Here is a 14,706-nt window from a genome sequence, read left to right on the forward strand (position 1 = left end):
CCGCGGCCCGCAACTCAGGTGAGGGTGACCTCGGGGGTGTAGAGGTCCAGCCAGAGGGCCAGGTCCAGGGCCCGTTCCAGGCCGCGACGCGAGGCCTGGGTGATCTGCGGGGTGTCGCGGTGGGCGGCGTGGCGCAGGCGTTCGTGGTCGACCAGGTCGAAGACGGGGTGGGAGGGGCGGGCGAGGAGGTCCTTGGCGTGCTCCTGGAGGGCGACGGCGTACTCGGGGTCCTGGGTGGAGGGGTAGGGGCTCTTGACCCTGTCGTACACGGACTTCGGGATCAGGTCCGCGGTCGCCTCCCGCAGCAGGCTCTTCTCCCGTCCGTCGAAGGACTTCAGCGCCCAGGGCGTGTTGTAGACGTACTCGACGAGCCGATGGTCGCAGAACGGCACCCGCACCTCCAGGCCGACCGCCATGCTCGCACGGTCCTTGCGGTCGAGCAGGACCCGCACGAAGCGGGTCAGGTGCAGGTGGCAGATCTGCCGCATCCGGTACTCGAAGTCGCTCTCGCCCACCAGGCGCGCGATGTCGGTGACCGCTGTGCGGTAGCCGTCGGCGATGTACGCCGGAAGGTCGAGTGCCTCGGTGAGGTCGGTGCGCAGGACGTCGGCGTCCTCTCCCCAGTCCCGGCCGCGGCGGACCAGCCAGGGGAAGGTGTCGGCGCGGCGGGCCTCCTCGTCGAAGAACTGCTGGTAGCCGCCGAAGACCTCGTCGGCGGACTCTCCGGACAGCGCGACGGTGGAGTGTTCGCGGATCGCCTGGAAGAGCAGGTAGAGGGAGGTGTCCAGGTCACCGAAGCCCATGGGCAGGTCGCGGGCGCGGATGACTTTGGCGCGTACGCCGGGGTCGGCGAGGGCCCGGGAGCCGAGCACGATGTCCTGGTGGTCGGTGGCGCAGGCGCGGGCCACGTCGTGCACGAACGGCGTGTCGGGCGTGGCACGCAGTTCGTCGGCGACGAAGTGGTCGGTCTGTCCGACGAAGTCCACCGCGAAGCTGCGCACCTTCTCGCCGTGCAGGGCCAGTTGCCGGGCGGCCAGCGCGGTCATCGCGGAGGAGTCGAGGCCGCCCGACAGCAGGGTGCAGCGCGGCACGTCGGCGACCAGCTGGCGGCGCACGATGTCCTCGAGCAGCGAGCGGACGGTGGCGATGGTGGTGTCGCGGTCGTCGGTGTGCGGCCGGGTCTCCAACCGCCAGTAGACGCGCCGGTGCACGCCCTCCCGGTCGACGGTGACGACGGTGCCGGGCTCCACCTCGCGCATGCCGTCCCAGACGGCGTGCCCGGGCGTCTTGACCAGCGCGAACAGCTCCCTCAGCCCGTCGAGGCGCACCCGGGCCGGGGCCAGCGGGTTGGCGAGGATCGCCTTGGGTTCCGAGCCGAAGAGGACGCCGTCGGAGGTCGGGTGGTAGTAGAAGGGCTTGATGCCCATGCGGTCGCGGATCATCACGAGTGCGTCGCGACGGCCGTCCCAAAGGGCGAAGGCGTACATGCCGTTGAGGCGCTCGGCGAGCCCGTCGCCCCATTCCAGGTAGGCACGCAGCACGACCTCGGTGTCGGAGTCGGTGGCGAAACGGTGGCCCCGGGCGGTCAGCTCACGGCGCAGCTCGGTGAAGTTGTAGGTCTCGCCGGAGTAGACGAGCACGACGGTGCCGTCCGGGGTCTCGGCGGTCATCGGCTGACGTCCACCGGGCAGGTCGATGATCGCGAGCCTGCGGTGGCCGAGCGCGGCGGGACCGTCGATCCAGGTGCCGCTGTCGTCGGGGCCCCGGCAGGCCATGGTCTGCGTCATCGCGTCCACTGTCGCGGTCTCGGTCCGCAGATCACGGTCGTAGGAAACCCATCCGGTGATGCCGCACATGTGTTGCCTCCCACGTCCGATCGCCGGGAACAGCCCGTTCACCTGCGGCTTCGCAAGGACCGACCCTCACCCCGACAAAGCAGTTGTATCAAGCAGCTATATGTCGAGCGTGTGCCAGTGGCCGCAGGCGGTCAACGCGTCCGCACCCCGGCCGGACTCCTCTCCCTCCTGCTTTCAGCCGCGTTTTACGTCCCGCGGACGCGCCGATCCGCCTGGCCCGGGGACGCTGCCGCCAGATCTCGGCCATGGGCAAAAAGTTTCCCAACATCCCGGTCCCGCCAGTTGGGCCGTCCCATCGGCCCACAGGGCGCCGCCACCGGGGGCCGATCGTCACGGTAATCACTCCGCACACAGGTGCCCCGAATGCCCGACAGGCGATTCGGTCCTAAGGTGCTCATATGGAGCACGCCCTCAGTCCCACGACTCTCGCGGAACTGCGCCGGCCGCGGCCCTACCCCGCGGTGTCGGTGCTGACGCCGACGCACCGCCGCGCGACCGAGCACGCGGAGGACCGGGTCAGGCTGCGCAACGCGCTGGCCGACGCCAAGAAGCAACTCGAGGCCGACGCGGCGGTCCCCAGGGAACGCCGTATCGACGTCGCCGACCAGCTCGACCGGGCGCTCGCCGAGGTCGACCTCGCGCACGCCGAGGACGGGCTGGTCATCTTCGCGGCGCCGGGCGAGCACCGGGTCTGGTCGCTGGCCCGCACGGTGCCGGAGCGTGTGCTGCTGGCCGACACGTTCCTGACCCGCAACCTGGTGGCCGCACAGGTCGCCGAGCGGCCGTTCTGGGTGCTCGCGGTCTCGGCCGACCGGGTGACGCTGTGGAGCGGCGGTGCCGGCCACGTCGAGCAGGAGCACATCGGCGGCTTCCCGCTGACCCGGAGCCGGGAGAACTTCGACGCCGAGCGCCGGATGCAGATCGGCGACATGCCGAGCACGTTCCGCGACGAGGGGACACGCCACTTCCTGCGCGAGGCCGGCACCGCGATGGGCAAGGTCCTGCGCCGGTACCCGCGCCCCCTGTACGTCACCGGCGAGCAGGCCGCGTTGTCCGTTCTGGACGAGCTCGGCCCGGTCGCCGGGGACACGGTCCAGGTACCGCACGGCGGTCTCGCCCACGGCACTCCCGAGACCGTGTGGCAGGCCGTCCAGCCGGTGATCGCCGCCGAGGAACGCAGGAACATCGACACGGTCAGCCGTGAGCTGGAGTCGGCGCGCGGCCACAAGGCGTTCGCCGCCGGTGTCGACGAGGTCTGGCAGAACGCCTCCGACGGGCGTATCCGGCTCCTGGCGGTCGAGGAGAACTACCACGTCACGGTCCGCGCCGACAGCGGCGACCATCTGGTGCCGGCCGAGAGCGGCGACCTGGACGCCCGCGAGGACATCGTGGACGAGATCGTGGAGCGCTGCCTGGACACCGGCGCCGACGTGCGCTTCGTCCCGGACGGCACGCTGGGCGACGCCCAGGGGATCGCCGGGGTGCTCCGCTACTGAGGGGTCCTTGCGCTGTGCCCGCCCAGGTCGCGCGGCCCGGCACCGCACTCCCACGAGCTCTTACGACCTCGGGGGAGTTGAGTTCGGGGGCTGGCCTTGCGTTCGGCGGGTGGTTGATCAGCAGACGATGGTGCGGCCAGGACGGTGGCGGAACTGCTCCGCGATGCCGTCGCTGCGGACCGCCGTCTGATCATGCATGCGGCCCGGCCGGACGACACCGGACAACGGGAGGCGGCCCTGGCCGTCACTGAACGTGGTCGCCTTGATCGTGGTCTGCCTGCGCTTGCCCCCAACTCGTCCGGCCCGTCCCATGTCACGGTCCGCAGTTCCGCAGGGCCGACCGCGGTGACAGTGTCGGCACTGTCAGCTGTCCATCGGCAGCAGCTTCCTGATCGCCGCGACGGCGGTCTGCGGTTCGTCGGCGTGGCAGCGGACCGTATGAACCTCCGCGCGCCGCCCCAACAGGCTTACGGTGGTGACTGGTTGGGTCAGCTCAATAGTGATCGAGGTCTGCGAGGCGATGGCCACGTCCAGCACACCGTCCTCGGACTTGTTCGCGTCCGGGAAGCGGAGGTCGTAACGGGCGGACGCGATCCGTTCCAGGGGTATCCGCAGATCGAGCCGTGCACCGCGCCGAACCCGCAGCCCGCCCGGCCCCACGACGTGTGGGCGTGTGACGGCGGCGGCGTGCAGCCCCAAGAGCAGAAACACCGTGTAGAGGTCGAGAAGCAGCATGACCAGGTGGGCGACCGGATACGCGGCGAGCATGAAGGACACCCCGACCGTCTCGACCACGAACACGAAGACCAGCCCGTACGCCGTCGGCGCCTGAGCACGCGCGTACCCGACAGCGATGTCCGCGTGCCCGACCCCGTGCGAGCGCCGAGCCACCCACAGCCCGAGGCTCGCCATCCACCGCCCCTCGTGTGCCGCCAGCCGTCGCGTCTGTGTGATGAGTGCCCCGATCCCCATGTGCCTCAGTGAACCAGACGGGCCTCAGAAATTTTCCCCAGGCCGATAGAGCGGGGGGAACCCACGCCGCGTTACCCGAACGCCCTGGCAGCTCCTCCCCCAGGCTCTCGGCTCCGCTCGAGCAGGAGCCCCATCCAGGACTCTCCGGCGCCTTGCGCGTGGTGGAGGCGGAGTCCCGGCTCGGCCGGCGCCTCACGCAGGTGGGGTCCAGGCCCGGGTCGACGCCACCCGGCAGGGGCGGGTCACCGGCCGCTGTGCACGGGACGGCTACGCGGCCACCGTGGTCGCCGAGGCGGGGTGTGCGGGCACAGCAGAGCGGCGCCCGGGAGGCGGTCACCCTCGGGCCGTGCCCCGAGCTGTACGGGGGGCGATGGTCGCTGACGACGCCAGCGGAGTCGCACACGCATCCATTATTCGCACACGCGTACGGCCTTTCGTCCGCATCGCGAACATCAAGGGGCGTACGCCGCCTACGACTTGCTCGGCGAAACGACGCCGTCAACGGCTCCGACCACCCCTTCCGCAAGCCTTTGGCATATGTCAGAAGCACCACCGTATCGGGTGTTGCCAAATCCCTTACGCCCCGTCGTCGGCTGTGCCACAGTCGTAACGGCCCTTCCGCCGGACCTGGTCGAACCGTCCCCGCATCGGAGCGCGTCATGCCACCCCATCTCTCCGCGGACCGCCCCCCCGCGCCGCCCCCCGGCCGCGGCCCGGTCGACGCGCTCATCTCGCAGACCCGGCGGCTGCGCGGCGAGCTGGACACCGTACGGCGCGAGGCGCCCGCGGACGGCACGGGCCCCGAGGGCCGGTGGCAGCGGGCACTGTGCGACCTGGCGCTGCACCAACTCAACGACCTCGACGCCCACTTGGCACAGCTGCGCGAAGGACCGCCACCCGCGACCGCCGGGGCCCCGCCCACACCGTCCGCCGGCTCCCTGCTCAGCCGGGTCGGCAGCGCGGAGTGGGATCTGCTGACCGACGAGGCCAGGTGGTCGGGCGAGCTGTACCAGATCCTCGGCCGCGACCCTTCGTCCCCCGCGCTCACCCTCGACGAACTGCCCTCACTGGTGCCCCACGAGGACCGGCCGCTGCTGACGGCGATGGTGACGGACTGCCTGGTCGACGGCAAGCCCATCGACGGGGAGTTCCGGATCCGGCACCGCGACGGCGAGATCCGCACGGTGCACATGATGGGCGAGCCCGTTCTCGACGCCGACGGCAGCACCGCCTCGATGTGGGCCGTGCTGCGAGACGTGAGCGAACTGCGCCGCTGCCGGCGGACGGTGCGTGAGACCGGCGACGCGATCCAGCACCACCGGGCCCGGACCGAGCACCGGCTCGCGGCCGAACTCCAGGAGGCCGTGCTGCCTCCGCGGCGTGGCTCGCTGCGGCTCTCGCGACAGGGCACCGGCACCCTGGACCTGGCCGCCCGCCATCTTGCCGCGTCCCGGAGCGCGTCGATCGGCGGCCACTGGTACGACGCGTTCGACCTCCCCGACGGGGACACGCTGCTCGGCGCCGGCGACCTCACCGGACACGGTGCGACCGTGGCCTCCGGCACGGCGACCCTGATCGGTGCCCTGCGCGGCATGGCCATGGCCGGCACCGCGCCCGGCCGGCTGCTGGGCTGGCTCAACCAGCTCCTGGACGCCTCGGACCAGCCCACTCCGGGCGGCGCGGTGTGCTGCCGCTTCCGGCCCGCCACACGCACCCTGAGCTGGGCGCAGGCAGGGCGCCCCGCCCCGCTGCTGTTCCGCGACGGGACGGGGCGCGCGCTGGCGGCACCCGAGGGCATCCTGCTCGGGGCGCGGTACGAAGCCGCCTACGGGCAGGCCGAGGAGACCCTCCAGGAAGGCGACCTGCTGCTCCTGTACACCGACGGGCTGGTCCCGCGGCACAACGGCACGGACGCCGTCCACAGGCTGCTCGACCTGGCTCCGCGCCTCGGCGGGGACCGCACGGCCGAGGACTGCGTGCGGACGGTCGTGGAGGAGTTCGGCGAGAGCGGGCGCGAGGACGACGCGTGCGTGCTCGTAGCCAGGGTGGTCTGCTGACGCTCAGGACGGATCGGAGATCAGGGCGGGGCGAAAGAGGTCGGGACGGCCCCGCCCTGTGGTCCGTCGCCCTGTTGCCGACATGGACACACAGGGCCACTATGCCCGCGCCCAGTTGACGCCCTTCGGCTTCGACACCCCTTTCGGGAGCGCCTGTTCGATCTCCTCACGCAGGTCCTGGATCTTCGGGTAGCTCGAGTACTGCGCGGTGAGCCGGTACATCTCACGCAGGCGGTCCCAGGTGCGCTGGGAGGAGTTCGACCCCATCGACGTCAGGGCCAGGCGGGCGTACCGGTCGGCCTGTTCGGGATCGTCGGCGATGAAGCAGGCGGACGCCATGGAGATGTGGTCGAAGATCTTCGACCGGTCCCGGCCGGCTCCGCGCAACTCCAGCGCCTCCTTCGCGTGGCGCTGCGCGATGACGGCCGCAGTGGGCTCGTGTTCGGCGAGGGTGCGGTAGGCCAGGGCCTGCATGCCGTGCAGGTCCGCCTCGTCGAACATCTGCATCCAGCTCGGCGGGGGCACGTCCCCCTTGTCGGAGACGAACAGGTCCTCCGCCTCGCCGAGAGTGCGCCGCATGGCCCCTCCCTTTCCCATCGACGCCTGCGCCCAGGCCTCGATGGTGCAGAGCATGGCCTTGGTGCGCGGCAGCACCTCGTCGCCGGAGCCCGACCTGGCGAGGTGCATCAGGTCCAGGGCATCGTCGGGACGGCCGAGATGCACCATCTGCCGGGCCGCGCGCGAGAGCGCCTCCCCGGCGCGGGGCCGGTCGCCGCCCTCACGGGCCGCGTGCGCGGCGATGACGAAGTACTTCTGGGCCGTGGGCTCCAGGCCGATGTCGTGCGACATCCAGCCCGCGAGGACGGCGAGGTTGGCGGCGACGCCCCACAGGCGGCGCTGGAGGTGGTCGGGGTGGCGGTAGGCGAGCATGCCCCCCACCTCGTTGAGCTGTCCCACGACCGCCTTGCGCTGCAGGCCGCCGCCGCGGGCCGCGTCCCAGGCCCGGAACACCTCCACCGAGCGCTCCAGCTCCTCGACCTCCTGCGACCCGATGGGGGCGGCCTCGTAGCGGTCGTACCCGGCGGGGTCGGCGTGCAGGGGGTCGTCGTAGCGGGGGGCGTCGGCCGCCAGGGCCGGATCGGTGCGCAGCCAGTCGTGCATGGCGCTGCTGAGTGCGGATCCTGCGGCGAGCGCGGCACCCGCGCCCACCAAGCCGCGTCGGTTGAGCATGAGGTCCATTCCCGTGAATTCGGTGAGGACCGCAGCCGTCCGCTCGGGCGCCCATGGCACTCCGTCGGGGTGCGTCGCACTCCCTTCGTCACGCCGTCTCCCCGGGCGCCCGTGCCGGACCAGACCGAGGTCCTCGATGGTCACGACACGGCCGAGTCGCTCGGTGAACAGCGCCGCCAGCACCCGTGGCACCGGATCGCGCGGGATCTCCCCCATGTCGATCCAACGCCGCACCCGGGAGGTGTCGGTCGCCAGCTGGGGGTGGCCCATGGCCGCCGCCTTCCGGTTGACCATCCTCGCGAGTTCGCCCTTGGACCAGCCGGTCAGGCCGAACAGGTCCGCGAGGCGGGTGTTGGGTTGTCCGCTCACATCAAGCCCCCAGGTTCTCGGCTGAGTTGACAGTAGCCCGCTGTCAGTTGCAGCGGGACTATTCGCCAGGGTTCGCCAGGGTGCGCCAGATGGTGTGCCAGGGCCCATCGGGTGTCAGGTAGGAACGCGCCACCCCGACCCGGTCGCCGCAGGGACATTCCCCAGGGTGCGCCTGCGGCGACCGGGCCGGGCCGGCGCGTAACTCGCAGGCACACGAAGGGATCTGTCTCACCCATGTACGCAGCATCGTCCTCCGTGTCCGCTCCGCCCCGGTCGCTGCGCCCCCGCCCGGGCGTCGGCGGCCCCTATCTCGAGCCCGCGCGACCGGCGGCCCCCGTACTCGGCGCCGGCAGGACGCGGCGCGCCCCGGGCGCCGGCACCCAGCCGCTCAGCGGGAGAATCGACTTGTCAGACCCCCAGGGCGCGCAGTTGCGCACGGCGCTCGCCTCGGTGCACCGCATCTGCCCGGAGTTCACCCCGGTGCAGGTGCTGCGCCGCAGCGGCCGCTCCGTGCTCCTCGTCGGCACGACGGGACGCAGTACGGCCGTGGCCAAGTGTTTACTGGACCAGTCCCCGATCTGGTCCGACCGGCTGCGGCACGAAATAGCGGCATACCGGTCGTTCGTCCGGCACCGCCCCCCGGTGCGGGTGCCACGGCTGATCGCGGCGGACCCGGACAACTGCACCCTGGTGATCGAGCGGATGCCGGGCCGGGTGGCCGCGCTGCAGCGGCACCCGGTGGAGGCTCCACCGCGCGCGGACATCCGGGCGGCCCTGGGCGCGATCTGCCGGCTGAACGCCTGGCGTCCCCCGGCGGGCACGTTCGACGCGCCGCTGGACTACGCGGAGCGGATCTCACGCTTCCATGATCTGGGGCTGCTCACGGACCGGGACCTGGGCGATCTGCAGAAGCTGCTGCACGGCATCGCCCAGTCGGCGGGTCGGCAGGGCATGGGCCAGTTCTGCCACGGCGACGCCCTGTTGTCGAACATCCTGCTCTCACCGGCCGGTCCGGTCCTGCTGGACTGGGAGCACGCGGGCTGGTATCTGCCCGGCTACGACCTGGCGACGCTGTGGGCCGTCCTCGGTGACGCCCCCGTGGCACGGCGCCAGATCAGCCAGATCGCACAGTCGGCGGGGCCGGCGTCGCGCGACGCGTTCCTGGTGAACCTGATGCTCGTCCTGACCCGGGAGATCCGCACGTACGAGACGGCCGTGCAGCGGTCGATGCGCGACACGACCCCGGCGGCACCGGGAGTGACCCACCCGGGTGCAGCGCCGTCCGGCGAGGAGCAGCGGTTGCTGCTGCGGCGGCTGCACGACGACTGCCAGATGGCCCGGCGCGCCGTACGCGCGGCGGTCGGTACTCGCTGACGGGGACGTGGGTCCGCGGTGCGCTCTTGACAGCGGCGCACCGCGGACCTTCGTCGTGTCCGCCCCCCAGGGGCCTCTCGGCGGGTCTCCCGGCCGGACGAGCAACCGCGTGTTGCAACGACCGCCGGAAACCGCCACGGGGGCCGGCCCTCCGGGGCGTTCCCGGCGTGTCAGCCCTGCTGGAACAGCTCCGCGGGCAGGGGCTTCAGCAGTGCGTACAGGTCGTCGGTGATGGGGCGGTCCCAGGCGGCGATGGTCACCAGGACGCCGTCGCTGCGGTCGAACTGGACGCAGGAGATCCGGCTCTCGGAGAGCTTGAGGCGGCGCACGATGAGGAGGTTGTCGCCCTGCATCACCGGGATGTCCTCGCTGCCGACGACGGTGATCTCCTCGTCGTTCTCCAGCGCGAGCAGGAGTTGTGCCACCTCGAAGGGGACCTCGCCCTCGGCGACGTCGCGGGCCGGGGAGCCCTCCGGCAGATTACCGATGATCATCGCGGGGCCGCGGCCGCCGAAGAGGTCGTAGCGCAGGAAGACGCCCTGGCAGCTGCCGTCGGGCGCGGGCAGCAGACCGGCACCGAGATTGCCCGGCCAGTCACCCGGATCCATGGCCAGTACGTCGAAGTCGGGCCCGGCGGGGGTGGCACTGCGGCGGCGGAGGAAGGACATGCCGCAATGGTACGTGCCCGGCCGCGAAACCGGTCCCGCACCCTGGCCGAGCCGATCAGGCTTCGCGGGAGCGTGAGCCGGTCATCGTGCCGTGGTATGCACTCGCGACATGATCATGCCACAAGGAGCCCCGGGCGGTACCCGTGCGCCCGGTCATCCGGCGGGTTCCACGAGGGGCGGGATCACCGCGACGGGGCTCGCCGCGTGCAGCAGGACCGCCTGGGTCACCGAGCCGAGCATGCGGGCGGGGGCGAGGAGCCGGCGGCGGTGGCGGCCCACCACGACCAGTTCGGCGCCCCGGGACGCCGCGACGAGGTGGGCCGCCGCGTCGCCGGGGGGCGTGGAGAGGTCCGTCGGCACGTCCGGGTGCCGTTCGTGGTGGGGGGCCAGGAGGGCCGCTGCCAGTGTGCGGACCTCCTCCTCGACGGCGTCCTCGTCGACGGCCGGGGACATGAGCTCGCCGGGCGCCGGCCAGATCTCCAACGGGGGCCAGGGGTGGGTGGCGATCACGTGCAGCCGGGCCTCGCGGCGGGCCGCCTCCGCGAAGGCGAAGGAGAGGGTGGCCTCGGCGGGACTGTCGACGTGCAGACCGGCGACCACGCGGCGCCCGGGCGGTACGGGCGGCCCTTCATGCACCTCGCGGCCCGGGCAGGACACCACGACCACCGGGCACGCGGTGTCGCGTGCGGCGGCCAGGCTCGTGGAGCCGAGCAGCAGACTCGCGAAACCGCCGCGGCCCCGGGAGCCGAGCACCATCAGCTGGGCGTCGGCTCCGAGTTCGGGCAGGACCACGGCCGGGAAGCCGTCCACCGCGAGGTAATCGGTGACCGGACGGTCGGTCCTGATGTCCAGACGCGACCTGATCTCCTCCAGCACCGGGTCCTCGGCCGGCGGCGGGGGGCCGGGGACCAGGGCGCCGGGCTGTGCCCAGGGCCCGTACTGGCGCACATGGACCACGCGCAGCGGTGCCTCGCGCAGCCGTGCGGCGGTCAGCGCCCAGTCCAGGGCGCGCAGGCTGTCGTCCGATCCGTCGACGGCCGCGATGACCGGCTCGGTGCTCATGGAATCCTCGCCTCCGGGACGCGGGTGTTCCCTCCGGGGCCAGCCTGACGCAGAGGACGGCCCCGGGGCGGGTTCACCGGCCGCGTGTCCGGGGATTCGGGAGCGGGCGAGGGGTCGGCGGGCGAGGACTCAGGTGAGGTCGAACTCCCCCTCCCGCGCCCCCGACACGAACGCACCCCACTCCGCGGGGGTGAAGATCAGGGACGGGCTCTCGGGGCGGCCGCTGTTGCGCATCGCGATGAAGCCCTCCACGAAGGCGATCTCGACATCCCCGAGCCCTCGGCTGCTGGACTGCCACTCGGCGTTGCTGAGGTCCAGTTCCGGCTTCTCCCAGCCCGCGAACGGGTGCTGCTGGATGGTGCTCTCGGCCACGTCCGTGCTCCTCCCGGTTCGTCGTCCGCGGCCAGCCTAGCGATCGCATCGCACGGCCGACAGGGCACGTGAGGGCGATGCGCTCACGAGCTCGGCGGGCGGTCGCCGACCAGCCAGACGGAGAAGAACTGCGACCCGCCGCCGTAGGCGTGCCCGAGCACCCGGCGGGCCCCGTCCACCTGGTGTTCCCCGGCCTGCCCGCGCACCTGGAGCGCCGCCTCCGCGAAGCGGATCATGCCGGAGGCGCCGATGGGGTTGGCGGACAGCACACCGCCCGACATGTTGACGGGGAGGTCTCCGTCGAGTTCGGTCACCCCGGACTCGGTGAGCTTCCAGCCCTCGCCCTCATCGGCGAAACCGAGGTTCTCCAGCCACATCGGTTCGTACCAGGAGAACGGCACGTAGATCTCGGCCGCGTCGATCTCCCGGCGCGGGTCGGCGATCCCGGCCTGCCGGTAGACGTCGGCGGCGCAGTCCTTCCCGGCCCGGGGCGACACGAAGTCCTTGCCCGCGAAGAGGGTCGGCTCGCTGCGCATGGCGCCGCCGAGCATCCAGGCGGGCGGCCGGGGCGAACGGGCCGCCCCGGCGCGGTCGGTGAGCACCATCGCGCAGGCGCCGTCGGAGGAGGGGCAGGTCTCGGAGTAGCGGATCGGGTCCCACAGCATGGGTGAGGACTGCACCTTCTCCAGCGTGATGTCGTGCTCGTGCAGATGCGCGTACGGGTTCTTGAGCGCGTTGCGCCGGTCCTTGTACGCGACCAGCGAGCCGACGGTGTCGGGGGCCCCGCTGCGCCGCATGTACGCCCGTACGTGCGGCGCGAAGAAGCCGCCCGCGCCGGCCAGCAGCGGCTGCTGGAAGGGGATGGGGAGCGACAGGCCCCACATGGCGTTGGACTCGGACTGCTTTTCGAAGGCCAGGGTCAGGACGGTGCGGTGGACCCGGGCCGCGACCAGGTTCGCGGCGACGAGCGCGGTGGAGCCGCCGACCGAACCGGCCGTGTGCACCCGCAGCATGGGCTTCCCGACGGCGCCGAGGGCGTCGGCGAGGTACAGCTCCGGCATCATCACGCCCTCGAAGAAGTCGGGCGCCTTGCCGATGACGACGGCCTCGATGTCCGTCCACGTCAACTCGGCGTCCCGCAGGGCGCGTCCGGCGGCTTCCCGCACCAGCCCGGCGATCGACACGTCCCGGCGCGCGGCCACGTGCCGGGTCTGTCCGATGCCCACGACGGCCACGGGTTCCTTGCTCATCGCGGATCCCCTTCGAGTACGGCGACCAGGTTCTGTTGCAGACACGGCCCGGAGGTGGCGTGGGCGAGGGCGCGGTCGGACTCCCCGCGGTGGATGCGGACGGCGGCCTCGCCGACGCGGATCAGCCCGGCGGCCATGATCGGGTGGGCGGCCAGGGCTCCCCCGGAAGGGTTGACGGTGACGCTGTCGTCGAGGCGGAGCGCCTTGCGCAGGACCACCTCCTGGGAGGTGAAGGGCGCGTGCACCTCGGCGGTGTCGACGGGCCGTTCGAAGGCACGGGCCTTCTCGGCGGCGAGTCGTGTGGACGGCGAGTCCGTCAGGTCGCGGACGCCGAGCCCGTGCGCCTCGATCCGGTGGTCGATGCCCCGGATCCAGGCGGGCCGTGCGCACAGCTCCCGGGCCCGCTCGCCCGCCGCGAGGATCACGGCGGCGGCTCCGTCACCGATCGGCGGGCAGTCCCCGGTGCGCAAGGGCCGTACGAGGTAGTCACCCTGTGGTGCCGCACCCCGGAGCTGCGCATGGGGGTTGGTGCCCGCTGCCGCGCGGTTGCGGGCGGCGACGGCGGCCAGTGCGGGTTCGTCGGTCTCGCCGGCGTCGATGAGCGCCTGTGCCTGGAGGGCGGCCAGGGCCACGGAGTCGGGCCACAGGGGGGCGACGTAGTACGGGTCGAGCTGCCGGGTCAGCACGTCCCGTACGGAGCCGGGTGAGGACTTGCCGTAGGAGTAGACCAGCGCGGTGTCGGCGTCACCGGTGAGCAGTTTCGTCCACGCCTCGTACAGCGCCCAGGCGCCGTCCATCTCGACGTGCGATTCGGGGATCGGCGGCCAGGCGCCCACCCCGTCCAGGGCGAGGGTGAAGGAGAAGGCTCGGCCTGCCAGGTAGTCACTGGAACCGGAGCAGGTGAAGCCGATGTCGCCGGTCTTCAGTCCGGTTCGCTCCAGCACCTGGTGCAGGACCGGGATGAGCATCTCCACCTCGGATAGGTCGTCGCTGGTGCGCCGGTGGACGGTCTGGGCGAAGGCGACGACGGCGATCTCGCGGCTCACAACAGCTCCTTGTACGAGTCGTAGTCGGCGTCCGGTTCGCCGGTGGGACGGTAGTGGTCGGGGTGGCGCGCCCCTCGGGTCCACACCGGTTCGACGCGCAGACCCATGCGCACCTGGTCGTAGGGGATGCCGCCGATACGGCCGTGCAGCGCGAGGTCGGCCCCGTCGAGGGCGATGTGCGCGTAGACGTAGGGGACTTCGATGTCGAGGTTCTTCGCCTTGATGTTGACGATGCAGAAGGTGGTGACCGTGCCGCGGGGACCCACTTCGACCTGTTCGTGTGTGGCGACACCGCAGGTGGGGCAGGCGCCGCGCGGTGGGACGTACACCTTGCGGCACGTCGGGCAGCGTTCACCGACGATGCGCTGCTCGGCGAGGGCGGCCAGGTGGGCGGACTGGGCGCGGCCCGGCGCGTAGGAGTAGTCGAGGCGGGCGGGGGCGACGATGCCGCTGATCGCGTCCTCGAACCCGCCGTGGTGGCCGGCCGGCCGGGCCGGTTCGCCGTCGTGCGGCTCGAAGCAGGCGATGTCCGTGATGGCGCCGGAACGTTCCCCGGCCCAGCGGATGCGTACGCGCAGGCCGGTGTGGACGGCGTCGGGGCCGGGGACGTCGAGGGCGTGCAGCAGGGCGGTGTCGGCGCCGTCGAGCCTCACCAGTACCCATGCGAAGGGGGTGGCAAGGGGCTGGCCCCGGCGGGGCTCGTGGTTCCAGGCCCAGGTGGTGACCGTGCCGGTGGGGGCGACCTCGACCAGGTCGCGGATCTCCTCGGCGGTGACGGGGTCGTACTCGACGGGCGGGACGAGGGTACGGCCGTCGCCGGTCCTCACTCCTAGGACGACGCGTTCGCGCAGGCCGGTGAGGAAGGCGCTCTGGACGGGGCCGAGGGAGCGGGTGAAGGGGAACTCGACGGTGAGCGGGGCTTTGAGGACTCCGGGCATCCTTGCGGACTCCTTC

13 protein-coding genes are annotated in these 14,706 nt (G+C 72.1%); 3 read left to right on the forward strand and 10 right to left on the reverse strand.

Annotated elements, in window-relative coordinates; translation table 11 throughout:
• Positions 1 to 14 precede the first annotated feature (14 nt).
• Positions 15 to 1,856: an asparagine synthase (glutamine-hydrolyzing) gene (asnB, locus tag AC5WS8_RS01350; protein WP_496101372.1), complete on the reverse strand. Its 1,842-nt coding sequence runs from the start codon at positions 1,854 to 1,856 to the stop codon at positions 15 to 17.
• A gap of 398 nt (positions 1,857 to 2,254) precedes the next feature.
• Here asnB and AC5WS8_RS01355 point away from each other — a divergent pair, with 398 nt between their 5' ends.
• Complete coding sequence (locus AC5WS8_RS01355) at positions 2,255 to 3,352, forward strand: baeRF3 domain-containing protein (RefSeq protein ID WP_496101373.1); 1,098 nt, start codon at positions 2,255 to 2,257, stop codon at positions 3,350 to 3,352.
• Positions 3,353 to 3,469: 117 nt separating this feature from the next.
• Here AC5WS8_RS01355 and AC5WS8_RS01360 read toward each other — a convergent pair whose 3' ends face one another.
• Positions 3,470 to 3,664: a hypothetical protein gene (locus AC5WS8_RS01360; RefSeq protein ID WP_496101374.1), complete on the reverse strand. Its 195-nt coding sequence runs from the start codon at positions 3,662 to 3,664 to the stop codon at positions 3,470 to 3,472.
• Positions 3,665 to 3,715: 51 nt separating this feature from the next.
• The gene (locus tag AC5WS8_RS01365) at positions 3,716 to 4,324 is read right to left on the reverse strand and encodes a hypothetical protein (protein ID WP_496101375.1); all 609 of its coding nucleotides are present in this window, start codon (positions 4,322 to 4,324) and stop codon (positions 3,716 to 3,718) included.
• 659 nt (positions 4,325 to 4,983) lie between these two features.
• Here AC5WS8_RS01365 and AC5WS8_RS01370 point away from each other — a divergent pair.
• Positions 4,984 to 6,381, forward strand: coding sequence for a PP2C family protein-serine/threonine phosphatase (locus tag AC5WS8_RS01370; protein ID WP_496101376.1), 1,398 nt, complete (start codon positions 4,984 to 4,986; stop codon positions 6,379 to 6,381).
• Between the two features lie 99 nt (positions 6,382 to 6,480).
• On the opposite strand, the gene AC5WS8_RS01375 is transcribed toward AC5WS8_RS01370, so the two are convergent.
• A complete protein-coding gene (locus AC5WS8_RS01375; protein WP_496101377.1) occupies positions 6,481 to 7,980 on the reverse strand; it encodes a DNA-binding protein NsdB in 1,500 nt (499 codons plus the stop codon).
• Between the two features lie 234 nt (positions 7,981 to 8,214).
• On the opposite strand from AC5WS8_RS01375, the gene AC5WS8_RS01380 reads away from it, so the two are divergent.
• A complete protein-coding gene (locus AC5WS8_RS01380) occupies positions 8,215 to 9,354 on the forward strand; it encodes an aminoglycoside phosphotransferase family protein (RefSeq protein WP_496101378.1) in 1,140 nt (379 codons plus the stop codon).
• 170 nt (positions 9,355 to 9,524) lie between these two features.
• Here AC5WS8_RS01380 and AC5WS8_RS01385 read toward each other — a convergent pair whose 3' ends face one another.
• The 6 genes from AC5WS8_RS01385 to AC5WS8_RS01410 form a co-directional block, all read right to left on the reverse strand.
• The gene (locus AC5WS8_RS01385; protein ID WP_496101379.1) at positions 9,525 to 10,022 is read right to left on the reverse strand and encodes a hypothetical protein; all 498 of its coding nucleotides are present in this window, start codon (positions 10,020 to 10,022) and stop codon (positions 9,525 to 9,527) included.
• Positions 10,023 to 10,175: 153 nt separating this feature from the next.
• The gene (locus tag AC5WS8_RS01390; RefSeq protein ID WP_496101380.1) at positions 10,176 to 11,084 is read right to left on the reverse strand and encodes a universal stress protein; all 909 of its coding nucleotides are present in this window, start codon (positions 11,082 to 11,084) and stop codon (positions 10,176 to 10,178) included.
• A 129-nt stretch (positions 11,085 to 11,213) separates the two neighbouring features.
• Positions 11,214 to 11,456 (reverse strand): DUF397 domain-containing protein, encoded by a 243-nt coding sequence (locus tag AC5WS8_RS01395; protein ID WP_496101381.1) that lies wholly within the window; start codon positions 11,454 to 11,456, stop codon positions 11,214 to 11,216.
• Between the two features lie 83 nt (positions 11,457 to 11,539).
• Positions 11,540 to 12,706 carry a thiolase family protein gene (locus AC5WS8_RS01400; protein WP_496101382.1) on the reverse strand — a complete coding sequence of 389 codons (1,167 nt, stop codon included), beginning with the start codon at positions 12,704 to 12,706 and terminating at the stop codon, positions 11,540 to 11,542.
• Positions 12,703 to 13,752, reverse strand: coding sequence for a thiolase family protein (locus AC5WS8_RS01405; protein WP_496101383.1), 1,050 nt, complete (start codon positions 13,750 to 13,752; stop codon positions 12,703 to 12,705). Before AC5WS8_RS01405 ends, AC5WS8_RS01400 begins: the two co-directional genes overlap by 4 nt.
• Positions 13,749 to 14,690, reverse strand: a complete 942-nt coding sequence (locus tag AC5WS8_RS01410) for a Zn-ribbon domain-containing OB-fold protein (RefSeq protein WP_496101384.1) — start codon at positions 14,688 to 14,690, stop codon at positions 13,749 to 13,751. Before AC5WS8_RS01410 ends, AC5WS8_RS01405 begins: the two co-directional genes overlap by 4 nt.
• Positions 14,691 to 14,706 lie beyond the last annotated feature (16 nt).

The organism is Streptomyces sp. PTL18, assembly GCF_059510295.1.